25 protein-coding genes are annotated in these 26,083 nt (G+C 34.1%); 15 read left to right on the forward strand and 10 right to left on the reverse strand.

Features of this window, described 5'->3' with window-relative positions; genetic code table 11:
* Positions 1–15 precede the first annotated feature (15 nt).
* Positions 16–663, forward strand: coding sequence for an endonuclease III domain-containing protein (locus ABS764_RS15785; RefSeq protein ID WP_408082759.1), 648 nt, complete (start codon positions 16–18; stop codon positions 661–663).
* 58 nt (positions 664–721) lie between these two features.
* On the opposite strand, the gene ABS764_RS15790 is transcribed toward ABS764_RS15785, so the two are convergent.
* Together ABS764_RS15790 and ABS764_RS15795 are read right to left on the reverse strand one after the other, a co-directional pair.
* Complete coding sequence (locus ABS764_RS15790) at positions 722–865, reverse strand: hypothetical protein (RefSeq protein WP_408082760.1); 144 nt, start codon at positions 863–865, stop codon at positions 722–724.
* Positions 866–920: 55 nt separating this feature from the next.
* Complete coding sequence (locus ABS764_RS15795) at positions 921–1,505, reverse strand: RNA polymerase sigma factor (protein ID WP_408082815.1); 585 nt, start codon at positions 1,503–1,505, stop codon at positions 921–923.
* A gap of 285 nt (positions 1,506–1,790) precedes the next feature.
* On the opposite strand from ABS764_RS15795, the gene uvrA reads away from it, so the two are divergent.
* On the forward strand, positions 1,791–4,577 hold the full coding sequence (gene uvrA, locus ABS764_RS15800) for an excinuclease ABC subunit UvrA (protein WP_408082816.1): 2,787 nt from the start codon (positions 1,791–1,793) through the stop codon (positions 4,575–4,577).
* A gap of 57 nt (positions 4,578–4,634) precedes the next feature.
* Here uvrA and ABS764_RS15805 read toward each other — a convergent pair whose 3' ends face one another.
* The 5 genes from ABS764_RS15805 to ABS764_RS15825 form a co-directional block, all read right to left on the reverse strand.
* Positions 4,635–4,925: a hypothetical protein gene (locus ABS764_RS15805; RefSeq protein ID WP_408082761.1), complete on the reverse strand. Its 291-nt coding sequence runs from the start codon at positions 4,923–4,925 to the stop codon at positions 4,635–4,637.
* A gap of 129 nt (positions 4,926–5,054) precedes the next feature.
* Positions 5,055–6,524: a lipopolysaccharide biosynthesis protein gene (locus ABS764_RS15810; RefSeq protein ID WP_408082762.1), complete on the reverse strand. Its 1,470-nt coding sequence runs from the start codon at positions 6,522–6,524 to the stop codon at positions 5,055–5,057.
* 9 nt (positions 6,525–6,533) lie between these two features.
* A complete protein-coding gene (locus tag ABS764_RS15815) occupies positions 6,534–7,820 on the reverse strand; it encodes a glycosyltransferase family 4 protein (RefSeq protein ID WP_408082763.1) in 1,287 nt (428 codons plus the stop codon).
* 47 nt (positions 7,821–7,867) lie between these two features.
* A complete protein-coding gene (locus ABS764_RS15820; protein ID WP_408082764.1) occupies positions 7,868–10,291 on the reverse strand; it encodes a YfhO family protein in 2,424 nt (807 codons plus the stop codon).
* Between the two features lie 45 nt (positions 10,292–10,336).
* On the reverse strand, positions 10,337–10,618 hold the full coding sequence (locus tag ABS764_RS15825; protein WP_408082765.1) for a DUF4834 family protein: 282 nt from the start codon (positions 10,616–10,618) through the stop codon (positions 10,337–10,339).
* 120 nt (positions 10,619–10,738) lie between these two features.
* Here ABS764_RS15825 and ABS764_RS15830 point away from each other — a divergent pair, with 120 nt between their 5' ends.
* Together ABS764_RS15830 and ABS764_RS15835 are read left to right on the forward strand one after the other, a co-directional pair.
* On the forward strand, positions 10,739–11,692 hold the full coding sequence (locus ABS764_RS15830) for a transporter (protein ID WP_408082766.1): 954 nt from the start codon (positions 10,739–10,741) through the stop codon (positions 11,690–11,692).
* A gap of 14 nt (positions 11,693–11,706) precedes the next feature.
* Positions 11,707–12,825 carry a GTP cyclohydrolase gene (locus ABS764_RS15835; RefSeq protein WP_408082767.1) on the forward strand — a complete coding sequence of 373 codons (1,119 nt, stop codon included), beginning with the start codon at positions 11,707–11,709 and terminating at the stop codon, positions 12,823–12,825.
* Between the two features lie 65 nt (positions 12,826–12,890).
* On the opposite strand, the gene ABS764_RS15840 is transcribed toward ABS764_RS15835, so the two are convergent.
* Both ABS764_RS15840 and ABS764_RS15845 read right to left on the reverse strand, forming a co-directional pair.
* On the reverse strand, positions 12,891–13,367 hold the full coding sequence (locus ABS764_RS15840; RefSeq protein WP_408082768.1) for a hypothetical protein: 477 nt from the start codon (positions 13,365–13,367) through the stop codon (positions 12,891–12,893).
* Positions 13,368–13,487: 120 nt separating this feature from the next.
* Complete coding sequence (locus tag ABS764_RS15845) at positions 13,488–14,756, reverse strand: aminotransferase class I/II-fold pyridoxal phosphate-dependent enzyme (protein WP_408082817.1); 1,269 nt, start codon at positions 14,754–14,756, stop codon at positions 13,488–13,490.
* A 292-nt stretch (positions 14,757–15,048) separates the two neighbouring features.
* Here ABS764_RS15845 and ABS764_RS15850 point away from each other — a divergent pair, with 292 nt between their 5' ends.
* The 11 genes from ABS764_RS15850 to ABS764_RS15900 all read left to right on the forward strand — a co-directional run bounded on the left by ABS764_RS15850 (position 15,049) and on the right by ABS764_RS15900 (position 24,449).
* Entirely contained in the window at positions 15,049–15,486 is a 438-nt protein-coding gene (locus ABS764_RS15850; RefSeq protein WP_408082769.1) for a hypothetical protein, read from the forward strand.
* 139 nt (positions 15,487–15,625) lie between these two features.
* Complete coding sequence (locus tag ABS764_RS15855) at positions 15,626–16,435, forward strand: DUF695 domain-containing protein (protein WP_408082770.1); 810 nt, start codon at positions 15,626–15,628, stop codon at positions 16,433–16,435.
* 8 nt (positions 16,436–16,443) lie between these two features.
* Complete coding sequence (locus tag ABS764_RS15860) at positions 16,444–16,644, forward strand: YqaE/Pmp3 family membrane protein (protein WP_408082771.1); 201 nt, start codon at positions 16,444–16,446, stop codon at positions 16,642–16,644.
* A 35-nt stretch (positions 16,645–16,679) separates the two neighbouring features.
* Positions 16,680–17,030 carry a DUF2200 domain-containing protein gene (locus ABS764_RS15865; RefSeq protein ID WP_408082772.1) on the forward strand — a complete coding sequence of 117 codons (351 nt, stop codon included), beginning with the start codon at positions 16,680–16,682 and terminating at the stop codon, positions 17,028–17,030.
* A 127-nt stretch (positions 17,031–17,157) separates the two neighbouring features.
* Positions 17,158–17,538: a SpoIIAA family protein gene (locus tag ABS764_RS15870; protein WP_408082773.1), complete on the forward strand. Its 381-nt coding sequence runs from the start codon at positions 17,158–17,160 to the stop codon at positions 17,536–17,538.
* Positions 17,539–17,556: 18 nt separating this feature from the next.
* Entirely contained in the window at positions 17,557–18,069 is a 513-nt protein-coding gene (locus ABS764_RS15875; RefSeq protein ID WP_408082774.1) for a pyridoxamine 5'-phosphate oxidase family protein, read from the forward strand.
* 153 nt (positions 18,070–18,222) lie between these two features.
* Positions 18,223–19,020, forward strand: coding sequence for an NYN domain-containing protein (locus ABS764_RS15880; RefSeq protein WP_408082775.1), 798 nt, complete (start codon positions 18,223–18,225; stop codon positions 19,018–19,020).
* Between the two features lie 145 nt (positions 19,021–19,165).
* On the forward strand, positions 19,166–20,674 hold the full coding sequence (locus ABS764_RS15885; RefSeq protein WP_408082776.1) for an FMN-binding glutamate synthase family protein: 1,509 nt from the start codon (positions 19,166–19,168) through the stop codon (positions 20,672–20,674).
* 273 nt (positions 20,675–20,947) lie between these two features.
* Positions 20,948–21,526, forward strand: coding sequence for a non-canonical purine NTP diphosphatase (locus tag ABS764_RS15890; protein WP_408082777.1), 579 nt, complete (start codon positions 20,948–20,950; stop codon positions 21,524–21,526).
* 206 nt (positions 21,527–21,732) lie between these two features.
* The gene (locus tag ABS764_RS15895; protein ID WP_408082778.1) at positions 21,733–23,598 is read left to right on the forward strand and encodes a DEAD/DEAH box helicase; all 1,866 of its coding nucleotides are present in this window, start codon (positions 21,733–21,735) and stop codon (positions 23,596–23,598) included.
* A gap of 86 nt (positions 23,599–23,684) precedes the next feature.
* Positions 23,685–24,449 carry a carboxypeptidase-like regulatory domain-containing protein gene (locus ABS764_RS15900; protein WP_408082779.1) on the forward strand — a complete coding sequence of 255 codons (765 nt, stop codon included), beginning with the start codon at positions 23,685–23,687 and terminating at the stop codon, positions 24,447–24,449.
* A 78-nt stretch (positions 24,450–24,527) separates the two neighbouring features.
* Here ABS764_RS15900 and ABS764_RS15905 read toward each other — a convergent pair whose 3' ends face one another.
* Positions 24,528–25,991: an aminoacyl-histidine dipeptidase gene (locus ABS764_RS15905; RefSeq protein ID WP_408082780.1), complete on the reverse strand. Its 1,464-nt coding sequence runs from the start codon at positions 25,989–25,991 to the stop codon at positions 24,528–24,530.
* Positions 25,992–26,083 lie beyond the last annotated feature (92 nt).

A 26,083-nucleotide genomic window follows, 5' to 3' on the forward strand; every position in this document is an offset into this window, starting at 1 on the left:
AGTAACTTAATAAAAATGACCAAACAAGAACGGGTAACATTTGTTATAAATACGTTAAAAGAACTCTACCCTGTTATTCCTATTCCGCTAGACCATAAAGATCCATATACATTGCTGATTGCGGTTTTGTTATCAGCTCAATGTACGGATGTGCGTGTGAACCAAATTACGCCATTGCTTTTTGCGAAAGCGGATAATCCGTATGATATGGTAAAGATGTCGGTAGAAGAAATTAAGGAAATTATTCGCCCTTGTGGTTTATCCCCCATGAAATCAAAAGGGATTCATGGTTTGTCACAAATATTGATTGAAAAATACGACGGAAAAGTTCCGCAAAGCTTTGAAGCCTTGGAATCATTGCCTGCTGTGGGACACAAAACAGCCAGTGTGGTGATGTCGCAGGCTTTTGGGGTTCCTGCTTTTCCTGTAGATACACATATTCATCGGTTAATGTACCGCTGGAATCTGACCAATGGAAAAAATGTGGTGCAAACTGAAAAAGATGCCAAACGCTTATTTCCTGAGGAACTATGGAACGAATTGCATTTACAGATTATCTGGTACGGAAGGGAATATTCGCCAGCCCGTGGTTTGAATCTGGAAAAAGATATTATTACCAGAACCATTGGTCGTAAAACTGCCTTAGAGGGGTATAAAAAGTAAATCTCACTAATTTAAAAAATATTAGTGAGATTTACCAAAACAGCTGTTACCAGCTTCATTAATTTGCAATAATTTCAAAACTGTTGTCCGCCACTTTAATCATGTGAAGCGCTTTTGAATAATTCAAAAGAAAAGAAATAACTTCTTTTTTAGGTTTCATGTTTGAAATAAGCTGATTTTTTTTAGAGTAAATTTTTGCCATGTACTATTTTAATTAAAGGTGTTAGAATAGAACGTGACATGTATTTAAATATTGTTTAATTGGTTAAAATAATCTGGTGTTTATCAATTACTTTTCTCAAATTCATCAACGCATAACGCATTCTGCCTAAAGAAGTATTGATGCTAACTCCTGTAATTTCTGAAATTTCTTTAAAACTCATGTCTTTATACATACGCATGATTAAAACTTCTTTTTGATCTTCGGGGAGTTCTTCGATTAATTTCTGAATATCCAGTTCTACCTGATCCGCAATTAACTGATTTTCTATTGTAAGAGAATCATCAGTCATAATAGAAAAAACGGAAAACTCTTCTGTCTCTCTGTACAAAGGCATTTTTTTATTTTTTCTAAAAAAATCAATGACCAGATTATGTGAAATACGCATCACCCACGGAAGGAATTTTCCTTCTTCATTATAAGAGTTCGATTTCAGTGTTTTAATTACTTTTATAAAAGTGTCCTGAAAAATATCATTAGCAACATCTCTGTCAGATACCTTTGAATATATAAAACCGTAAATTTTGGATTCGTGTCTTTTAATTAAAGTAGCTAAGGCATCTTCATTGCCTGCTACATAATCCTGTACTAACAAAGCGTCAGGAATTTGAATATCAGCTATCATAATAATACTTTTTAGTATGAGTTTAAATTTGGGTATTTTTTCTAAAAAGTAGTTTTTTACTATAGGCGCTTTTATTTTTTCATATTGTTAACTGTCCAAATTTAACAAATAATTGTTTTGTTCGGCAAATAAAAAACAGAAAAATGATATAAAAACGATTTATTTATTTAAAGAATAGATATTTTACAACTGATAAAAGTAAAAAACGACACTTTATTTATGGCTTAGGCAGATTCTTTTCTCATCTGGAAAATGATTACTTTTGTAGAAATCAATATTTTTATGCAAGTTGACTTTTCGAAAATAGATCCAAAGAAAAATATAATAATAAAAGGTGCTCAGGTTCACAATTTAAAAAACCTTGATGTAGTAATTCCGCGTAACAAACTAGTGGTAATTACAGGACTTTCCGGATCAGGAAAATCCAGTCTGGCATTTGACACTTTGTATGCCGAAGGACAACGCCGTTATGTAGAAAGCCTGTCTTCTTATGCGCGACAATTCCTTGGCAGATTAGACAAACCAAAAGTAGAATACATCAAAGGAATTGCTCCGGCTATTGCCATTGAACAAAAAGTAAATACCAGTAATGCCCGTTCTACCGTAGGAACATCAACGGAAATTTACGACTACATGAAACTTTTGTTTGCCAGAATTGGACGGACTTACTCACCGGTTTCGGGTCGTAAAGTGAAGAAAAATACGGTTTCGGATGTTATCAATGATGTTAAACAATTAGAACTTAACAGCAAATGGCTTTTGCTTGCCCCTATTCATCTGGAAGAAGGAAGACAACTGGAAGACAAATTAAAAGTTTTACTCCAACAGGGTTTTTCTCGAATATTAGTGGATAATGAAACCGTGCGTCTGGACGAAGTAAACCAACATTCATTAGACAATAAAGATATTCTTTTAATTGTGGACCGGATTGTAGTTAAAGACGAAGAAGAATTTTATAACCGTCTTGCCGATGCGGTACAAACTGCCTTTTATGAGGGAAAGGGAATTTGCTATTTACAGGAATTAAATACAGAAAAGCGATTGGATTATTCCAATAATTTTAAGTTAGACGGCATCACTTTCCTCGAACCAAATGTACATTTATTTAGTTTCAACAATCCATATGGAGCCTGTCCGGTATGCGAAGGTTACGGAAATATCATTGGGATTGATGCCGAATTAGTGGTACCAAACACCAGTTTATCGGTATATGAAAATGCCATATTTCCGTGGCGTGGTGAAAGCATGAGCTGGTATCGCGATCAATTAGTCAATAGCGCTTACAAATTTGATTTCCCTATACATAAACCTTATTTTCAGTTAACCGAAGAACAAAAAGAATTAATCTGGACCGGAAATTCTTATTTTGAAGGTTTAAATGATTTTTTCAGGGAACTGGAAGCTAAAAATTATAAAATCCAAAACCGCGTGATGCTGTCACGTTACCGTGGAAAAACCAAATGTCAAAGCTGTAAAGGAAAGCGTTTGCGTGTAGAAGCTTCTTATGTAAAAATCAACGGAAAAACGGTTTCTGATTTAGTTGATTTGCCAATTAGACATTTAGTTGACTTCTTTAAAAACATCAGTTTAGATGAATATGAAAAACAAATTGCCAAAAGACTTTTAGTCGAAATCAATAACCGGTTGTCATTTTTAACAGAAGTTGGCTTGGATTATTTAACGCTGAACAGAAATTCATCCACACTTTCGGGAGGAGAATCGCAGCGTATCAACTTAGCAACTTCATTAGGAAGCAGTTTAGTGGGCTCTATGTACATTCTGGATGAACCCAGTATTGGATTACACCCAAAAGACAGTGAACGTTTAATAAAAGTATTGTTGTCTTTACGTGATTTAGGAAATACCGTAATCGTAGTAGAACATGATGAAGATATTATGAAAGCGGCCGATATGATTATTGATATTGGTCCCGAAGCAGGAACTTTTGGAGGGGAATTAGTTGCTCAGGGGAATTTTGAAGAAATATTACAGTCCAATTCCTTAACAGCAAAATACCTCAACGGAGATTTAGAAATTGCTGTTCCTAAAAAACGCCGTCCTTTTAAAAATTTTATCGAAATAAAAGGAGCCAGAGAGAATAATCTTCAAAACATTGATGTTACTTTCCCGCTGGATGTTTTAACGGTAATTACCGGAGTTTCGGGAAGTGGAAAAAGCACACTTGTCAAGAAGATTCTGTTTCCTGCCATGCAGAAAAAACTGGATAATGCGGGAGAAAAAGCAGGACAGTTTAGCGAAATCACAGGTTCTTTTTCGCAAATAAAACATATTGAATATGTAGATCAAAATCCTATTGGTCGTAGTTCCCGTTCAAATCCTGTAACCTATATTAAAGCGTATGATGATATCAGAGATGTATTTGCTAAAGAAAAACTGTCTAAAATCCGAGGCTATCAACCCAAGCATTTTTCTTTTAACGTTGATGGCGGCCGATGTGAAACCTGCAGTGGCGAAGGAACTATTAATGTAGAAATGGTATTCATGGCCGATGTACAATTGCCCTGTGAAACCTGTAACGGAAAACGTTTTAAAAAAGAAATACTCGAAGTAGCATATGAAGGCAAAAACATCAATGATATTTTGACAATGACTATTGATGATGCTGTTTCTTTTTTTGAAAAAAATAAGCAAAATAAAATTATTCAAAAGTTAAAACCATTACAGGATGTTGGTTTAGGATATGTTCAATTAGGTCAGTCCTCTTCTACGCTTTCCGGTGGAGAAGCGCAACGTATCAAACTCGCTTCTTTTCTGGTAAAAGGAGCTACTAAAGACAAAGCTTTATTTGTTTTTGACGAACCTACAACCGGTTTACATTTTCATGATATCAAGAAACTATTGGCTTCTTTTGATGCTTTAATAGAAAAAGGGCATTCTTTATTAGTAATTGAACATAATCTCGATTTAATTAAATGTGCCGACTGGATTATCGATTTAGGACCTGAAGGAGGAGAAAATGGCGGACAATTATTAGCTGTAGGAACTCCAGAAGAAGTTGTAAAAAACAAAAAATCAATTACAGCTCAATATCTTAAAGAAAAATTATAAAGCAAAAAAACTCCGCCTTATTAGAGACGGAGTTTTTTGTTTAAAGTTTAAAACTCTTTAACTATAACATCTATCTTCGAAAGTATTTCCATCTTCATCAATAGCAATTATAATTTTTTTTTCTTTTTTAGCTTCTATGCTTTTATATATCCAGGGAATAGACCACAAACCAAAAGTGACACAAGAAATTAAAAAATTTAAATGATGATTAATTTTTGTCGGCTTTTTGGATAGTACTACAAAAGGTAACTTATTATTGACTTCCTGTACAACAAAACCTTTCTTAATTTTTTTATCCAAAACCTCATTTAACTTTAAATTTTCGGGCTTATCAAGAATATTTATCATAATTGGGGTGTTTTAATCTTGTTATACTTTAATAAAGTATATTCTTTCACAAAATTAATACCATAAATCAGGATTTCATATACCCACTTTTAGTGATTAACACATTATTAAAACTTTTTTTGTAAAAAATCACTTTATTATTTTGAACTTTTTCAACAAACCATCAATAACTTCATTGATTTGGTGGGAAATCACAAATCGGTAATTTAAATACACATAAGCCAGACTAACGAGTATTGATTTTAAACAAATTGCAATGATAGAATTAAATGGAAAATCCCAAAAGTAAAACAACATAAACAAAATAAAGGTCAAGCCTAAAGAATAGAGTGTCTGATTCGTAAAAGGATATAAATGCAGTCTTTTGACAACAAAACCTAACTTAGCCAGACTGTATAAAGTTATAGACAAGAGAGTAGCAAAAGCCGATCCCAAAATTCCGTACAACGGAATAAAAATCATATTTAAAGCCACTGTAAGAAAAACTAAGACAACACCTAAAAATAAAACAGCTCTGTAATATTTAGTATTAAAGATAATAGCATTATTGTTTCCTAATATCAAATCAAAATACTTAGATAAGCCAATCATAAATACGACATATATTCCTCCTCCATATTCCGGTGGAATCATTTCATATAACTGATTAATGTTTACAAAAATACAAAGCATTACATATCCGCCTACAATTTGCAGATTGATAGAAGTTTTTTTATAGAGATCATTCAGTTCATCGTGTTTTTCTTCATGCATTAACTTAGCGGTAATCGGATATACAATTTGGTGCATAGCTCTGCTGGGTACCGAAATAACCAATGCAATGTAAGTAGCCACCGAATAATAAGCAATATTTTCAATTTTGATATACTGATTGAGCATTATTTTATCAATATCTAATAATAAATTAGCAACACCTCCTGATAAAATAATAAAGAAAGTATACACTAAAATATCTTTAGAATTATGAGGAATTGTCAATTGTAAACTCGGTTTTTTAAGATAAAAAGCATACAACATAGTAACTAAGAAAGCTACAAAATAAATAGCAGCTGTGAGATAAACAAATTGTTCAACATTAATCCAATTATAATAAATTCCTAATAAGGATATTAAAGAAAACAATCTTAAGCCTACTTCTTTAATAAAGTTACCAAATACCGAGTGCATTTGTACCCTCGCCCAGGAATAGAAAATTTCAAAATAAGCCATGCATAAACCAATGAATGGAATTATCCATAAATAACTTTTTACAATCTTATTTTCTCTGGATAAATAAACAGCTATATCATTATAAAAGTACCAACAAATTAACAATAAAGGAATTGACAATAATAGCGGTAATACAACTGCAAATGACAAAAATCGATTTTCTTCATTTTCATTTTTACATTGAGAAAAAAACTTAACTAATGTATTCTGCATTCCAAAGGCCAACAAAGGCATAATAATAGCTGCAGCAGAAAGCACATAATTAACTAAACCATAATAGGTTGCACCCAAAAAAAAAGGATATAAATAAATGGTATTCACTGCGCCGATACCAAAACCGATATACGTAATTATAGTATTCTTTAAAGACTGATTTAAAACGATTCCCATTTATAGAAACTAGAGATTTAGAAGTTGTACTAACTGTCCGGTCAAATTTTTTCTTGAATATTTTTGTAAACCTACACCATGAGATTCTAACTTCCCTTCCAGGTATTGATTATAAAAGTCCAAAATTAACTTTTTAAGTTTTACTTTTTCAGAATAATCAAAAAATACTCCTGTATTGGTATCAGTTACTATTTCGGCAAAGTCAGAGCCCTGAGGTCCAATAGCAAGAATAGGTCTGTTAGAAACCATATATTCGAATAATTTACCGGGGATTATGCTTCTGGTCTCTTCTGAATCAATTTCGATAAGTAATAAAACCTGTGATTTTCTTTGATGTGACACAGCTTCGTCATGCGAAACATATCCCAGGTTATTCAGATATAAATCCAGACCGGAAGCAGCTATGGTATCCAGAACTTCCTGACTCACAGCACCAATTAATTTAATTTCTAAATGTGATTTAAAATCCGGAATCTCATCTAACAATTCCGTTAAAGATTCCCATAGTAATTTAGGATTTCTGGCTGAAAGAAAAGAACCAATATGTGCCAGACTGAATTTGGAATCCAATGGCTGTTTTTCTGCTTTTTCAACATCAAACCCATTTGTAATTACTGCAACAGGCTTTGTGGTCAGTGATTCAAATTCTGCTTTTGTAGTTTTGCTGGTGACAATAATGGAATCAGCAGTATTTAAAACTTTAGATTCTAAATCTTTATGTTTCTGAGCTGCAAAATCAGACAACCGCAGCGATTTATGGTAACCAATTGTAGTCCAGGGGTCCCTGAAATCAGCAACCCATTTTACATTTAGCTTTTGCCTTAATTCTAATCCGATAAGATGTAAACTATGGGGTGGACCTGACGTAACAATAGTTTCAATATTATTTTCAACAATATATTTTTCTAAATAAGAAACAGATGGTTTTACCCAAAAAAAACGAGCATCAGGAATAAATAAATTACCGCGTATCCACAAGAGAACTTTATCTAAAAAAGATTGTTTCTTTTGGTTAGGAATAATCCCCGAATTCATTTTTCTTGTTTTATTTTTAGACAAAAACGAAGCCAGTTGGTAAGGTTCAAAAATTTTTTGCTTCAGAATAATTGCTTGATTAGAAACTTCCTGAAGTAAATTTTCATCCACAATTGGATATGTAGGATTTTCGGGAATATATACAATTGGCTGAACACCAAAATCAGGTAAATATTTTACAAATTTCAACCAGCGTTGCACTCCGGGACCTCCGGCAGGCGGCCAATAATAGGTAATAATCAAAAGTTTTTTTGAATCCAAAGCCTTAATAATTAAGTTTAAACGTAAATAAAAACCGAAACAACCACTTACCCCAGATTATTTTTCCTTTGATAATAAACCCCTCCAATTAGTAAAAATAACATTCCTGCACCACTAATAAGTGTAATAATACTTCCGGTTTTAATTACTTCCGGTTCAAACTTGAATTCTACAGTATGAACCCCTTTAGGCAACATCATGGCTCTTAAAACATAATCTACCGGAAAATGTTCTGTTTTCACTCCGTCTACGTAAGCATTCCAGCCATTTGGATAATAAATTTCCGAGAAAACGGCTAAACCTTCATTTCTACTATCTGAAATATATCTGATATAATTCGGTTTATAGGTACGTAACTGAATAGTCCCTGTAGTATCCATATTGCGTTTTAAACGTGCATTTTTAAATTTACTTCCGTATAAATTCAAATTAAAAACAGCTACTTTTTTAGTGTTTAAATGATCCAGTGCTTTCATTTCGTCATTGGCTTTATTCACTAATTTTACTTCGTTCACAAACCAGGCATTGCCATTAGCATCCGGATTAACAACAGGAAATTCTTTTCCTTCCTTATCGGTCTGGATAACATACTTTACGTTAAGCATATTGAGTATTTCCAAATTATTTTTTGCAATCTGGTAGTCAAATAATTGTTGCATTCGTCTTGGTTTTGCAGCATGATAACCACCAATCGATTTATGAAAATAAGAAGTTCTGGCACTTGAAAAATTACCATTTACTTCAAAAACACGGTAATGAGTAGTGTCTTTGAGGATTTGAGCATCAGAAGGAGTTTCCTCAAAAGGAACCGCAACTTCTCTGCCACTGACAAAATCTTTTGCCGAAACATATTTTTTAGCAACAAAGAATAAATCAGAAACCATAAATAATCCAACGAGAATCAGCGCCGTTGTCTGTGCAATTCTGTTTTTGAAAAACAACCATAAGATTCCTGAAGTTAAAACAATAAAGAAACCAGAACGTAACAAATCTGCACTGTAAAGCGTTTTTCTGTCGCTTACAAGCGCATCTACAAAACTTGGTCCGTAACTTTCAGAAAAATAACTGTCACTTGCTCCTGTAAAACTAAACATGCCCTTGCACAGGAACAGAATAATAACAGTCCCTAAAGCAATTGCTGCTGATTGCCACAAACCTTCCCATTGCCTATTTTTATCTGCTTTAAAAAAAGACTGTAATCCCATTATCGCTAAAACAGGAAAACATAATTCTAAAATAACCTGAATAGAAGAAACGGCTCTAAACTTATTGTAAAGTGGCACATAATCAATAAAAAAATCTGTTAAGGTTGGAAAATTTTTACCCCACGAAAGTAATAATGCTACAACAGCCCCGGAAAGGAAAACATATTTTATTCTTCTTTCATCTATGATTAAAGCCAAAATTCCTAAAAAGAAAACTACGACACCAATGTATGCCGGAGCAGCAACAATAGGCTGATCGCCCCAATAGGTTGGCATTCCGCTGACAAAATCAGCTGCCTGTCCGGCAGGAACCCCCTGACTTATCATAAAATTATACATACTGCTGTCGGTGCCCAGAGCCTCATGATTAGAACCACCAAAAAGTCGTGGTGCAATCAAATTGAAACTCTCTGCTATCCCATAACTGTATTCAGTAATATAATCGCGGGTCATGGCACTCGTATCTGTACTTTTGGAGCCATCGGGATTAAAAGTCAATTCACTTTTCCCACGGGTACTAAAATCCGCATACTCTGCTGTAGCCATTAAATTAGTCGCATTGGCGCCCAGAGCAAAAAAACCTGCAACAGCCAGGATACCAAACGAAGTCAATAAGGCTTTGAATTCTTTAGTTTTTATTCTTACATACGTATAATAAACGGAAAGTATCAGCAGGAAAATCAACAGATAATAAGTCATCTGAAAGTGATTAGCGTTGATTTCTAATGCTGTTGCCACCATCGTTAACAAACCACCCCAAATGTATTTTTTCTTATAAACCAGTATAAAACCGGCAATAACTAATGGCATATAAGCAATAGCATGTGCCTTAGCATTATGTCCTACACCTAAAATAATAATAAGATAGGTTGAAAAACCAAAGGCTACAGCCCCAAAAAAGGCTTTCAAAGGATCAATCCTTAATACCAAAAGCAAACCATAAAAACCCAAGAAGTACAGAAATAAATAATCAGCGGGACGCGGTAAAAAACGTAAAGCATGATCCAATACACTTATAAAATCATATGGATATTTTGCTCCTAACTGATACGTAGGCATTCCACCAAAGGCCGAATTCGTCCAATAGGGCTCCAAATGCTCTACAGCCCTGAAATCATTTTGTTCTTTCGCCATTCCGGTATACTGGGCGATATCGGATTGGAAAATCTGTTTACCCTGAAGTACGGGATAAAAATAAATGAGAGAAACTAAAATAAAACCTAAAATGGCAATAGCGTGCGGATATAACTTATTTATTATTTTCAATTTTTCGGGAATTTTATTTAAATATGGATTACTATTGAGGCAAATTTAATCTATTTCTTCGTAATCCACATAATCTCCTACTTTTTTGGTTTCCCTGGGTTTCTTTACATTATCCGTATTATAAATAACAGTCTCGTCATTCTGTTTTTTTTGCCAGGAATTCTGCTGTTCACGCTGTTGTTGCTGGTACATATTTTCTCCTGCCTTCTCCACTACTTTTTTAACTATCAATGGTAGAAATAATTTTGCCAGAAACCTAAAAATATAATAGAAAGCTATGATATAAAATAATGTTCTTATAAATCCTGAAAAAGAAGCCAATTGCATAATAAAAATATTTTTTAGCAAATTTAACAAATACTACGCTCAAAATTGGAATATCATTCTTAAATAAATAATAAAATATAGTACATTTGGAAAGCCTATCACTTTTAAAATCCAAACAACATGCCTTCATTTAAAGTTTTATTAGTCTTAGCCCTAAGCTTATTAGTCAATTATAATTATGCTCAGCACACCGACGAAATTAACTCTAACAGACCTGGAGAATCTATGTCTGCGTACGCAGTGGGAAAATCGGTAATTCAGATAGAAACCGGTATTTACGGCATTAATGAAAACCACCGATTATTAGGTTATGATGCTAATGGGTATGGGATAGATCTTGATTTACGGTATGGTTTTTTAATGGAAAGATTAGAACTGGTTGCTAATCTTCAATACCAAAACGAAGATTTTGTAACCGCTTTTAACCAATATAATAAATCAGCTTTAAAACAAAGTATTCTGGGAGCCAAATACCTCATTTATGATCCTTATAAGAATTATGAAAAAAAGGTAAATATCTACAGCTGGAAAGCCAATCATTCTTTTAACTGGCACCAATTAATTCCTGCTGTTTCTGTTTTTGCCGGTGCCAATTTTACTACTAAAAATAATCCGTATGCTTTTACTCCCGATGCGATGATTTCTCCTAAGGTGATGCTGGTTACCCAAAATCATTTGGGTGATGGTTCATGGGTTTTTGTAACCAATATTATTGCTGATTATATTGGCACAGATTACCCAAGTTATGGTTATATCATCACTTTAACCAAAGGCATTAGCAGAAAATGGTCCGGATTCATAGAAAACCAGGGATTTAAGAGCGATTTTTACAGTGATGCCATCCTGCGTGGCGGAGCTGCTTTTTTAATTAATAAAAATATGCAGATAGACGCATCCATAAGCCATAATTTAAAAGACACGCCTACAGTTTTCTATGGAGGAATAGGTTTTTCATGGCGTTATGACACCAATTATAAGGAAGTACGAATGAAAATAGAAGACAGCTCCTCTCAGCCAAAATCAGTAAGAAAAGCAGCCAAAAGAGATCAAAAAAGAAAAGACGCAATAGAATAAAGAAAACAAAAAAAATGATTACAATAAAAGAAGCAATAACAAAAAAAGAACTGACCGAATATATTAAATTTCCTTTTTCTTTATACAAAGACAATGAATTTTGGGTTCCGCCTTTAATTAACGACGAATTAGAAACTTTTGACAAAACTAAAAATCCTGCTTTTGATAATGCAGAAGCTTATTTTTACATTGCCTATAAAGACGGTAAAATGGCAGGACGTATCACTGCTATTATTAATTGGGCTGAAGTTAATGGTCAGCAAAAGAAAAAAGTGCGTTTTGGCTGGTTTGATGTGATTAATGACATCAATGTAACTGAGGCTTTACTGGAAAAAGTATACGAACTGGGCAGAAAAAACAATCTGGAATATGTTGAAGGCCCTATGGGATTTTCTAATTTAGATAAAGTAGGTGTTCTGACTGAGGGATTTGATCAGCTGGGAACGATGGTAACCTGGTACAATCACCCTTATTATGCTGCTCATTTTGAACAACTGGGTTATGTAACCGAAAAAGAATATGTAGAAAGTAAATTTCCGTTTTCGAATGTACAACCGGAGTTTTTTCAAAAAGCAAACGAATTGGTTAAAAAAAGATACCAATTAAAAGCTTTGAACTTTAAATCCACCAAAGAAGTCATGCCTTATGTCGATAAAATGTTTGATTTATTTAATACTTCTTATGCAAATCTATCTTCATTTGTCGCTATTTCTGAAGTCCAAAAAGAATATTTCAAGAAAAAATACATCAGTTTTATCAATCCGGAATACATCAAATTTGTAGAAGACAAAGACCAGAACATCATTGCTTTCAGCATCGTAATGCCTTCTTTCTCAAGAGCTTTACAAAAAGCAAAAGGAAAACTATTCCCTTTTGGAATATTTCATTTGCTTAAAGCAAAAAAACAAAGCAAAGACATGCTTTTTTACTTAATAGGTGTGCATCCTGAGTATCAGAATAAAGCAGTAACCGCTATAATTTTCAATGAATATTATGAGACTTTTAAAGAAAAAGGTATTGAAAACTGCTATAGAACTCCTGAATTAGCAGACAATATTGCTATTCATAATTTATGGAAACACTTTGATCCTAAAGTACATTGCAGAAGAAAAACATTTAGAAAAGATCTTTAAAAAAAACATCCATTAGTATAGCCTAATGGATATTTTTTTTGGTATTTGAAACAAAAGTAAAAGTATTATTCACAATTAATTTTGTGGTACACAATATTTCCATCAAATTTAATTTTGCTTTTATCCTTAAAAGCCATTCTGTCGTTAGCATCAATCATTTCACCATGACCTTCAACATAGGTATTAGAATCTTTTTTAATAAAAGCCATTTCACGGATAGAAGTCTTTCCTTCAGACTCAAACTTATAATCGGCAAAAATGGTGTCTCCGCGCATATTTCCTAAAAGCGTCCCAAAACTTCTGTCTTTTTCAAAATAAGAAGCATCTAATTCTCCATTCACATCATTGACCGTATTGATATCAAGTGTCAGCCTCAGCGTGTCTTTTTCAATTACAGCCTGATAACATTCTTTTTTAGGTGTTTCTATTGGCGCTTCTGCTTGCTGCGGAGCTACAACTACCTGATCAGTTTTTTTATTCATACAAGAAGAAGCAAGAATTACAAACAACACTACATTACTAAGTATATATATCACTTTCATAGTTATAATTTTTTAAAATTAATATAATGTAAAGATATTTTTTAACAAAAAAAATCCACTCATATAATGAATGGATTCTTTTATATAATTCCCATAAAGAGAATCTAAATTTTAATTGTATTAAGCTTGCGCTTCCATATCTACTGTTGTTTTTTCAGCAATAGACTTATAAGTACCGTTTACTAATTTCTCACGGATAGCTTCAAAAGCGGTTAATGTTTCCTCAATATCAGCTAAGGTATGAGAAGCCGTAGGTATCATTCTTAACAAGATAATTCCTTTAGGGATAACCGGATAAACCACGATTGACAAGAAAATACCGTAGTTCTCTCTCAGGTCGTTTACCATCACCATAGCTTCTGGAATACTTCCTTCAAGATATACCGGAGTAATACAAGTATTTGTATCTCCAATATTAAATCCTTTTTCTTTCAATCCGTTTTGTAACGCATTTACGTTTTCCCACAATTTATCTTTAATCTCAGAAGATTTACGCAATAACTCTAAACGTTTCAAAGAACCCAAAGTCTGAATCATAGGCAATGCCTTAGCAAACATTTGCGAACGCAAGTTGTATTTTAAATAATCAATAACATCTTTATCAGCCGCTACAAATGCTCCAATGTTAGCCATCGATTTTGCAAAAGTTGAAAAATAAACATCAATTCCGTCCTGACAGCCTTGCTCCTCACCTGCTCCGGCACCTGTTTTTCCAAGAGTACCAAAACCGTGTGCATCATCAACTAATAAACGGAAATTGTATTTCTCTTTCATAGCAACAATTTCTTTCAATTTTCCTTGTTGCCCGCGCATTCCAAAAACACCTTCGGTAATAAATAAAATACCTCCTCCGGTTTCCTGAGCCATTTTAGTCGCACGTTGGAGGTTTTTCTCCATACTATCTAAATCGTTATGCTTATAAGTAAAACGCTTACCCATGTGCAAACGAACACCATCAATAATACAGGCATGCGAATCTACATCATATACAATAATATCATTTTTAGTTACCAAGGCATCGATAATAGACACCATTCCCTGATACCCAAAATTCAATAAATAAGCTGATTCTTTCATTACAAATTCAGCCAATTCTTTTTCTAATTGTTCGTGATAAGTTGTGTGACCACTCATCATACGCGCACCCATTGGGTAAGCCGCACCAAACTGAATTGCAGCATCAGTATCAGCTTTACGCACTTCAGGATGATTGGCCAGACCTAAATAGTCATTCAAACTCCAGTTCAAAATATCTTTTCCTGCAAACTTCATTCTAGGCCCTAATTCTCCTTCTAATTTAGGAAATACAAAATATCCTTCTGCTTGCGAAGCCCATTTCCCTAATGGTCCTTTATTGCTCTGAATTCTTTCGAATAAATCTTTTACCATACTATCGTGATGTAATAACATTAATTTTAACAGTTTGCAAAAATAATTATTTAAATTTTATTAGCACCTTTTAAGCTAAATTTATTTTCAGGAGCTATTTATGTTAGTATTTTTTCAATGACTTTCTATTTTAAATGAAATGAGATTTATATTTTTTGTAAGAAAAAATGAATATATTTGAAAAACAATAAAAAACAAACAAACCTTAACTAATATACCCGATTTTAAGTGCATATTACAAAAGGTTTGTTTCCTGTATAAAATAAGTTAGCAACAACTGTAATTGACACTTATGAATTTTAGATTTACCGAATTTGGTTTTATAAATGCACTTTATTCATTAATTCCTATCTTTCCAATTTTCACATTATTTCCAGGCATACTTACTGCTATGGGAATACAAAGTTTTACTAATAACTGCGAAACAGGTTACAAAATAGTTCTTTGGACTTCAATACTATTAAGTATTTTATTAATTACTATTTACACTTATAAAATTGACAAAATTTCTTTTAAATCAGAAAAACACATTAAATATAATTTTAGATTTTGGAATTTAATACTTTACACTTTGGTAAACACATTAGGTTTAATCCTAATTATAGGCATTAATTTAGCTTGCAATGGAGACGGACAGACTGCATTAGCTTGCATTATGTCTGGACCTATGGCAAGTTTAACACTCGTTGGTTTTGGACTATTAATAGATCTAAAACTGTATTTAACCTAATATTGAAATTAAAAAAACCAGATGGTGCGAAATTGCATTCCGTACCCAGCTCGCGCGCGAGTCACGCTCACGCTAATTTGCGCACTATTAAACACTCAAAATCTTACAATCAATTAATACATGAAGAATATTATAGCTTTTGGATTCCTCTTTTTTTTTAATCAGTTGCAACACTAAATCACAGGAAACACAAAAAACAGATGACAGTAATTGGGATGCGTATATAGCCAATTATGAAAACGGTGCAGGCTCTACAACTTTGAATATGGATTTAAAAAAAGTTGCTCCAAAAACCGACTTAGCGTACATTCTAATTACAGGAGTAACTTTCTCGAATTGCAATAAAGATGGTTTTCCTGAAAAAGAGGAATTCAGTAAGCTTTACGAAGTTTCAGATGAAGTTGAGACTACAATATCTAAAATAACAAAAACGGAATTGGCAGGAACTTTTACTTATCAATGCGAAAGATTAAATTATTACTACATCAACGACACAACTCAAATTAGGTCTAAACTAACAGCACTTTACAAAAACAAATACAGCAATTATAAATACTATATAAATATTAAACCCGACAAAAACTGGGATGCTTATCTAAATTTTCTGTATCCAAATGAAGAAATACAAGAAAACATGTCAAATCAAAAAGTAATTGAACAATTAAAAAATGGAGGCGATGATTTAACAAAATCAAGACAGGTAGATCACTGGATCTATTTTTCGAATGAAAAAAACAGAGACTTATTTGAAAAACGAATAGCCAAAAACGGATTTAAAATTGAAAACAAAGAAAAAATTGACGATCCTGACAAACCATTCAAATTACATATTTCAAGAGATGATAAAGTTGACTCGGAATCAATTAGCAAAATCACTTTAGAATTAAGAAAAAGAGCAAAAGAATTAGAGGGTGATTATGACGGATGGGAAACCTACGTTGTGAAATAACAAAAACCATGACCTTAATTGTCATTTTCTTTCCGTTCGTTTCTTTCTTTTTAAGAGGTAGGATATTAACTGGAATTCTTTGTTTAGTATTACAAATAACTCTTATTGGTTGGATTCCTGCTGCCATTTGGGGAGTCATCTCTTTACAAAATGCAAGAGCTAATAAAAGAAATAAAGAACTGATAAAAGCTATCAAATCTAAAACCTAAGTCTGCAAGTAGCACTTAAAATTTATTTAATAAAAATGAAGAATCACAAAGTATTTAAAATGCCTTTTGCTTCAGTTTATCCGCACTATATTGCTAAGGCAGAGAAAAAAGGACGTAGCAGACAGGAAGTAGACACCATTATCTTCTGGCTTACCGGATACAATGAGCAAAACTTGCAACATATTCTGGAAAACCAAACTGATTTTGAAACATTCTTTGCTCAGGCACCACAAATAAACCCGAATGTTTCTAAAATCACAGGCGTGATATGTGGCTATCGTGTAGAAGAAATCGAAGACAAACTGATGCAGCAAATTCGTTATCTGGACAAATTAATAGATGAATTAGCTAAAGGAAAAATAATGGAAAAAATTCTACGCAGTTAGATCAATTAACTCCCTCTTAACCGAATCACGTTTCAGGATTCCAAACAAAATCCTGTAATAATTCGGTAAAAATCTGTAACATACCAAAAGTATAGAAGTGATATTTTTGACTTAAAATAAAACAGTCATGATAGCTATACTACAAAACACACCCGATAATGTTGCTGCTTTTGAAGCACGCGGCACGGTAACCCAGGCCGATTTTGAAAACGTGGTCTTCCCCACTGCGGAACAAAAAGTAAAAATTTTCAATGAATTAAACTACCTTTTGTATCTCAATACTGAAATTGGAGATTTCACTTTTAAAGCCTGGCTGCAGGACTTACTTCTTGGAATAAAAAACCTCTCCAAATGGAATCGTTGCGCTATTGTTACAGACAATAACAATGTGCAAAATTTTACCGAAATATTTAGTGTTCTGATGCCCGGAGAATTCAGATCTTTTTCAAAGAACGAATTAGACACCGCCATTCTTTGGTGTGCTGACGGAACAGAAAACAATCATTAACTTTTAAAAATCTAAGACATGTCAATAGAAAATTTAACACAGACCAAAGCCATTGAAAAATTAAAAGAATTATCAGAAAGCGCCAGAGTTTGTATGTTTTGTACCAACTTAACTGAACTTCCAATGAATTCCCGTCCGATGAGTCTTCAGGAATGCGACAAACAAGGAAATCTTTGGTTTCTAAGCAGCTCCGAGAGCAATAAAAATTTTGAAATAAAAGAAGAGAATAAAGTACAGTTATTTTTTATGAATAACGGAAACGCCGAATACCTGTCAATTTACGGTAAAGCTTTTATTTATAAAGACAAAAATACAATAGAAGAACAATGGAGCTCACTGGCTAATGCATGGTTTGAAGATGGAAAAGAAGATCCTAAAGTAACCGTAATCAGAGTTACACCAGAAGAAACTTATTACTGGGATACCAAAGCCGGTAAATTTGTAACAATGCTAAGCTTTATTGGTGCCGCTTTAACAGGATCAACAACGGACAACAGTGACGGAATTGAAGGAAATCTGAATATCAGATAAAAAACAACCTGACTCTTCTGTAAAAATAGTATCAAATAAGGAGAAGCAAAAAACTTCTCCTTTTTCTGTTTAAAAGAACGCAAAATGAAATAACAGCAAACAGAACAAAAACTAAAGTAAAATATTTATCTTTAGCTCACTTAAAAAAATGCAATGCCACAAAATACAAAAGAACTCAAATTAGCCGTATTAATTGATGCCGATAATGTTCCATACAGCAATGTAAAGGGAATGATGGAAGAAATCACTAAATACGGAACTCCGACAACAAAACGCATCTATGCCGACTGGACCAAACCCAATGCTAATGGCTGGAAAGGCGTTTTATTAGAACACGCTATTACTCCTATCCAGCAATATGGTTATACCACAGGCAAAAACTCTTCAGATTCCGCACTGATTATCGATGCGATGGATTTACTCTATTCAGGCAAACTGGACGGTTTTTGTATTGTTTCCAGTGACAGTGATTTTACACGTTTAGCCATCCGATTAAGAGAATCCGGCATGAAAGTCATCGGAATTGGAGAACAAAAAACACCTAAACCTTTTATCAGTGCCTGCGACCGCTTCATATTTATCGAAGTTTTAGATGGTGCAATTAAGAAAAAGACAGCTAAAACGGTAGTAGATTCTAAAAAACCAGTTGAAAAAACCACTGTTAAAACAACTGAAAAGCCTGTACAAAAACCGCTAAACAAAATAGACGAACCTACAATTGATCTTATTGAAGATTCGATTGACGATATTGCCGATGATAGCGGATGGGCCTTCTTAGGTGACGTAGGAAATCTGATTGTAAAGAAAAAACCCGAGTTTGATCCCAGAAATTACGGTTTTACAAAACTGACCCCCATGTTAAAATCGCTCACAGATATTCTTGAAATAGATGAAAGAGATTCAGACAAAAAAGGGATAAAACATGTTTATGTCCGTTTACGTTTTAGTTAATAAATACTCATATTAAGACAGTTAAACGGCTATTTTAAACACAGTACATCTCCGAAATTTAAGGTTATTTTAAAAGATTCTATAAGTAACTCCAATCCTTTTTGGATTAAATTTGTGTTTGCCTGCAATTTAAATCAATTATCAAATGAGAAAGCAAATTTTCATCGTTGGAATTTCATTATTAGCCATTTCATTATTTTTCAATTATTACATGGAAACATCGTATTTGTTTTCTGTAATAATGATGGTTTTCATAGGTATAGGATTTTATAATAGTGTACAAAAAAAACATGCTATACTCCGAAACTTCCCAATTATAGGGTATTTCAGGTATATTTTCGAAAGCATTTCACCTGAAATCCAACAGTATTTTATCGAGCGCTCCACCGACGGGAAACCATTTTCACGCAATCAGCGCTCTCTGGTCTATCAAAGGTCTAAAAATATTGATTCTAATACTCCTTTTGGAACACAATTAAATATAAATCATACGAATTATGAAGGGATTAAACATTCTGTATTCCCAACCAAAGTAAATGAAGAATTACCTCGCGTAATGGTGGGAGGAAAAGACTGCAAACAGCCTTATTCAGCTTCGTTGCTGAACATTTCTGCGATGAGTTTCGGTTCATTAAGCGAAAATGCAATTTTAGCATTAAACAAAGGTGCTTTAAGAGGCCATTTCTATCACAATACAGGAGAAGGAGGATTAACTGATTTTCATTTACAGGGTGCCGATGTTACCTGGCAAATAGGAACAGGCTATTTTGGCTGCAGGGACGACAGAGGAAATTTTGACGGAGGAAAATTCAAAGAAAAAGCAAGCTATCCGAATGTAAAAATGATTGAAATTAAGCTCTCTCAAGGTGCCAAGCCAGGTCATGGCGGAGTATTACCAGCAGCTAAAAACACGGAACAAATTGCAAAAATAAGAGGCGTACTACCCCATACACTGATTCTGTCTCCTCCGGCTCACAGTGCTTTTTCTGACGCCAGAGGCTTAATCGAATTTATTGCCCGTCTGCGCGAATTATCGAATGGAAAACCCATCGGATTCAAACTCTGTATCGGAAAAACAAGTGAATTTGAAGCCATTTGTCACGAAATGATCGCTGCAGATTGTTATCCGGATTTTATTACTGTAGATGGAGCTGAGGGAGGAACCGGAGCTGCACCTTTAGAATTTTCTGATGGTGTGGGAATGCCTTTTGAGCCCGCTTTAATATTTGTTAATAAAACATTGGTTAATCTCAACATCCGCGATAAAATACGAATAATAGGAAGTGGTAAAATTATTTCCGGTTATTCTGTCTTACATGCTATTGCTTTAGGAGCAGATATGTGCAACAGCGCCAGAGGATTCATGTTTTCACTGGGATGTATTCAGGCATTGCGTTGCCATAACAATCAATGCCCTACAGGTGTAGCTACCCAGAATAAAATGCTGATGAAAGGTTTAGTAGTAACAGATAAATCTGAGCGGGTTTATCATTATCATCGAAATACCCTTCATGCGGCTAATGAATTGCTGGCTGCAGCAGGAAAAACCAGTTTTGCAGAAGCTGATATTTCTATTTTTATGCGTGGTGATGAATTCTCTCATCTTTCTGATTTGTATTTCCCCAATAATTTAACAAATGTCAGCCAGCATTAAAAAAAAAAGGAGGGCTGTTAAAGCCCTCCAACATTGGTTTTGATTTACTATTCTCAACTTATATAATTAACTAAAAAGGTGTTGATAGTGTGTTTTCATTTTTCTACCCAAATTAACATACACACATAGTGAATCAAAACCACAGTGTAAAGATACGGCAATTATTCATAATAATTTTGTTTCCAGAAACAATTTAACATCTAATTAACCTGAATAACAGCTAGTTATACAATATTTAATACTAAATATCACCATTTCTTAAAATCTTAAATTATGCAACTTGTATTCGCATCCAATAACAAAAATAAAATTAAAGAAATTCAACAACTATTACCTGAAACAATTGAGGTTTTGAGTCTCGAAGCAATAGGTTGCCATGAAGAAATTCCTGAAACAGCTGACACTATAGAAGGAAACGCCATACTGAAAGCTAATTATGTAACTCAAAAATACGGTTATGACTGTTTTGCTGATGATACCGGACTGGAAGTGGAAGCCTTAAACGGAGCACCAGGTGTATATTCTGCACGATATGCAGGGATGCAACGTAATGCAGAAGACAATATGAATCTTTTGCTGGAAAATCTCAAAGACAAAAACAACCGTACCGCACAATTTAAAACTGTAATTGCATTAAATGTAAACGGAAAACAACAATTATTTACCGGAATAGCAAAGGGGAAAATTACGATGGAAAAATCAGGAAATCAAGGATTTGGATATGATCCAGTTTTTCAGCCCGAAGACTATCAGCAAACTTTTGCTGATTTAGATTTAAAAATAAAAAACCAAATCAGCCATCGCGGCAAAGCTACCCAATTACTCATTTCTTATTTAACAGAAACAAAATAATTATTTAAAATCCAACAATTTTTATTTATTTTTTTCTAAAATACACTTGTTGTTTACCATTAAAATTCATAAACCAAAGGCACAGTTTTAAGTTTAAAAACATAACTTTCTGATAATCAAAAGATATTAAATCATTAAAACTTAGAAATGCATTAGTTTATATGGATTATTAACAGTAATTTTGCACCCTATTTTAAAAATACATAATGAATAAATTTGAACAATTAGGATTGAGTGAATCGTTACTGAAGGCGATTTTAGATCTAGGATTTGAGAATCCGTCAGAAGTACAGGAGAAAGCGATTCCCCTATTATTGGAAAAAGATACAGATTTAGTTGCGTTGGCTCAGACAGGGACAGGGAAAACGGCAGCTTTTGGTTTTCCAGTTATTCAAAAAATTGATGCCGACAACAGAAATACACAGGCGTTGATTTTATCTCCAACGCGCGAACTTTGCTTACAGATTACCAACGAACTTAAAAACTACTCTAAATACGAAAAAGGTATTAATGTGGTAGCAGTTTACGGAGGAGCTAGTATTACAGAACAAGCCAGAGAAATTAAAAGAGGAGCTCAAATTATTGTAGCTACACCAGGAAGAATGCAGGATATGATTAACAGAGGATTAGTAAACATCACTCAGATTAATTATTGTATTCTGGACGAAGCAGACGAAATGCTGAATATGGGATTCTATGAGGACATCGTAAACATCCTTTCAACAACACCGGATGAAAAAAACACCTGGTTGTTTTCTGCAACTATGCCTGCGGAAGTAGCCAGAATTGGAAAACAATTCATGACTAACCCTGCAGAAGTTACCGTAGGTACTAAAAACTCTGGTTCTGCGACGGTTTCTCACGAATTTTATCTGGTAAATGCCCGTGACCGTTACGAAGCTCTGAAACGTTTAGCTGATGCAAACCCTGACATTTTCTCAGTGGTTTTCTGTCGTACAAAACGTGATACACAAGCTATTGCCGAAAAACTAATCGAAGACGGATACAGCGCTGCAGCTTTACACGGAGATTTATCTCAGGCACAACGTGACGGGGTAATGAAATCTTTCCGTGGTAGACAAATCCAAATGCTTGTTGCAACAGATGTAGCGGCTCGTGGAATTGACGTTGATAACATTACTCACGTAGTAAACTATCAATTGCCGGACGAAATTGAAACGTACAACCACCGTTCAGGAAGAACAGGTCGTGCCGGAAGATTAGGAACTTCTATTGTAATTGTAACAAAAAGTGAATTACGCAAGATTTCTTCTATCGAAAGAATCATCAAACAAAAATTTGAAGAAAAAACAATTCCGTCAGGAATTGAAATCTGTGAAATCCAATTATTACACTTAGCAAATAAAATTAAAGATACTGAAGTAGATCATGAAATTGACAACTACTTACCGGCTATCAATGATGTATTAGAAGGTTTGTCTAAAGAAGAGTTAATTAAGAAAATGGTTTCTGTTGAGTTTAACCGTTTTATAAACTACTATAAGAAAACAAGAGATATTTCTGCTTCAGGATCTGACAGACGTGATCGTGGAGATGACCGTGCACCAAGAGAAAACAATAATGGCGGTGCTACAAGATATTTTGTAAACATTGGTTCCAGAGATAATTTTGACTGGATGTCATTAAAAGATTACCTGAAAGAAACATTAGACTTAGGTCGTGATGATGTTTTCAAAGTGGATGTAAAAGAAGGATTCTCTTTCTTTAACACTGATCCGGAACATACTGACAAAGTAATGGAAGTACTGAACAACGTACAGTTAGAAGGTCGTCGTATCAATGTTGAGATTTCTAAAAATGATGGTGGCGGAAGACGTGATCATAATGGAAGAAATTCAGGCGGAAGACGTGAAGGCGGAAGACGCGAAGGAAGTTTTGCTCCACGCAGAGAAGGCAGTTTTAGAAGTGACAGAAATTCAGCTCCAAGAGAAGGTGGTTTCAGAAATGACAGAGGTGCTTCAAGACGTGAAGGGGGTTCTTCAGAAAGGCCTGCAAGACGCTCGGAAAGTTTTGGTGATGCTCCAAGACCAAGAAGACCAAGAAGAGATTAACGATTCGTTAATTTTCTTATAATTAAAATAATAAACTACAAAATATTTAAAGCCGATTTATTACTTTTAAAGTTTTAAACCAGTTTATGAAATATTTTGTAGTTTTCTTTTTTATAGTATTCTCTACAGTCACTTTTGCTCAGGATCAAATTACTTCCCAAAAAGTAACCGGCTATATCTATAACGATAATACTAAATCTCCCTTATCAGGTGTAAACATCATCAATATCAACAGAGTAAGAGGTTCCAGAACTGACATGAACGGATATTTTGAAATTGATATCCACCCTAACGACACCTTACATTTGTCTCTTTTAGGATTTCAGTCACTACGAGTGAAAGTAACAAATGACTGGATAAAAAACAAAATAGCTAAAATATATCTGACCGAAAAAGCAATTGCGTTAGAAGAGGTTGTTATCCGTCCCTTTAACCTCACCGGTTATTTAGAAGTGGATTCTAAAACGATTCCTATCAACAAAAATTATCAATACAGTATTTCAGGACTGAACAATGGTTATGAAGCAGGTGAATATTCTCCGGGAGCTTTTGGAAAAGTTTTGGGTTCTATATTCAACCCTGCCGATATGCTTTATAATTTCTTTGGAAAAAAAGCCACTGAGTTAAAAAAATTAAAAGAAATCAAAAAAGACGACACCGTAAGAAATCTTTTAGAATCTAAATTTGACCGCGAAACACTGGCAGTGCTGCTGGGTATAGATAAAAATGAAATTCCTGAAATTTTACAACGATGCAATTATTCGGAGTCTTTCATTCAAACTGCCAATGACCTCCAAATTATGGATGCCATAAGCGGCTGTTATGAACAATATAAAGTTTTGAAAAAATAAAGTTTTAGTTTAGATAAATCCTCAATTGAAATAATTGAGGATTTTTTTTAGATTAAAAAACAGTACACTGCTACACTATTATTTTAGCGGAATGTTTGCCAAAATCTCTACTAAAAATTTCCAGAATTTCCGGGAAGAAGTAATACTTGCTCTTTCATCGGGTGAATGAGCTCCATGAATAGTAGGACCAAAAGAAATCATATCCATATCCGGGTAATTAGCGCCTAAAATCCCGCATTCTAAACCGGCATGACAAGCCACTACTTTAGGTTTTTCTTGATTTAGCTTTTCATATATTGGAACTAAAACATCCAATATCTCCGATTGCGCATTAGGTGTCCATCCGGGATAAGAACCCGAAACCTCCACCTCGCAGCCCATTAATTCAAAAGCAGAACGCAGCTCATTAGCCAAATCAAACTTAGCCGATTCAACCGAAGAACGCGTTAAGCACTGCACTGATAATTTCCCTTTACCCAAATCAACTTTTGCAATATTATTGGAAGTTTCAACCAGATTATCAAAATCTGCACTCATTCTATGCACCCCGTTTGCAGCAGTAGCCATTGACCTTACAAAGTAATATTGCGCCATTGGAGGCATCACTTTTGCAGGTGTATTTTTTAATTTTTCGAAAACAATTTCTAAATCCGGTTCAGTAGTTTTCAGTTCATTTTTAATTTCGCCTACAATTTGCTGCATATCAAACACAAAAGCTTCATCATAAACCGAAGCAATAATCACTTTTGCTACACTTTCACGCGGAATTGCATTACGTAAACTTCCTCCTTTTATTTCAGAAATTTGCAAACCAAAACTATCAAAACCGTCAAATAACAGCCTATTCATAATTTTATTAGCGTTTCCTAAACCTTTGTGAATGTCAATCCCGGAATGCCCCCCTTTAAGTCCTTTAACAGTTATGCTATATCCTACCGAATGTTCCGGAGTTTCTTCCTCATCATATTCTGCTTCGGCAGTGACATCAACACCTCCGGCACAACCAATATCGATTTCATCATCTTCTTCAGTATCCAGATTCAACAAAATTTGCCCTTGTAACAAACCTTCTTCTAAGTTCATGGCACCCGTCATTCCTGTTTCTTCGTCAATTGTAAATAAGGCTTCAATAGCAGGATGAGCGAGATCTTTGCTTTCTAAAACAGCCATAATTGCTGCAACTCCCAGTCCATTATCTGCTCCTAAAGTTGTTCCTTTAGCACGCACCCAGTCACCATCTACATACATTTCAATTCCTTGTGTATCAAAATCAAAAACGGTTTCCGCATTTTTTTGATGCACCATATCTAAATGCCCCTGTAGAACTACAGGCTTGCGATTCTCCATTCCCGTCGTTGCCGGTTTTCTGATAATTACATTTTGAACTTTATCTTCAAAAACCTCTAATCCTAACTTCTTACCAAAGTCTTTTATAAATGCCACTACACGTCCTTCTCTCTTTGAAGGCCTTGGGACTGCATTAAGACTGGCAAAATTATTCCACAAAACCTGTGGTTCTAAATTCCGTATTTCCTGACTCATATTGTTGTGTTGTATTTTCGATTTAAAAACTCAAAGTTACAAAGTTTAAAATCCTTTTCGGATAATAAATTAATTATTGTAATTATATTTAC

The sequence above is a fragment of the Flavobacterium plantiphilum genome (assembly GCF_046000495.1).
Lineage (GTDB): Bacteria > Bacteroidota > Bacteroidia > Flavobacteriales > Flavobacteriaceae > Flavobacterium > Flavobacterium plantiphilum.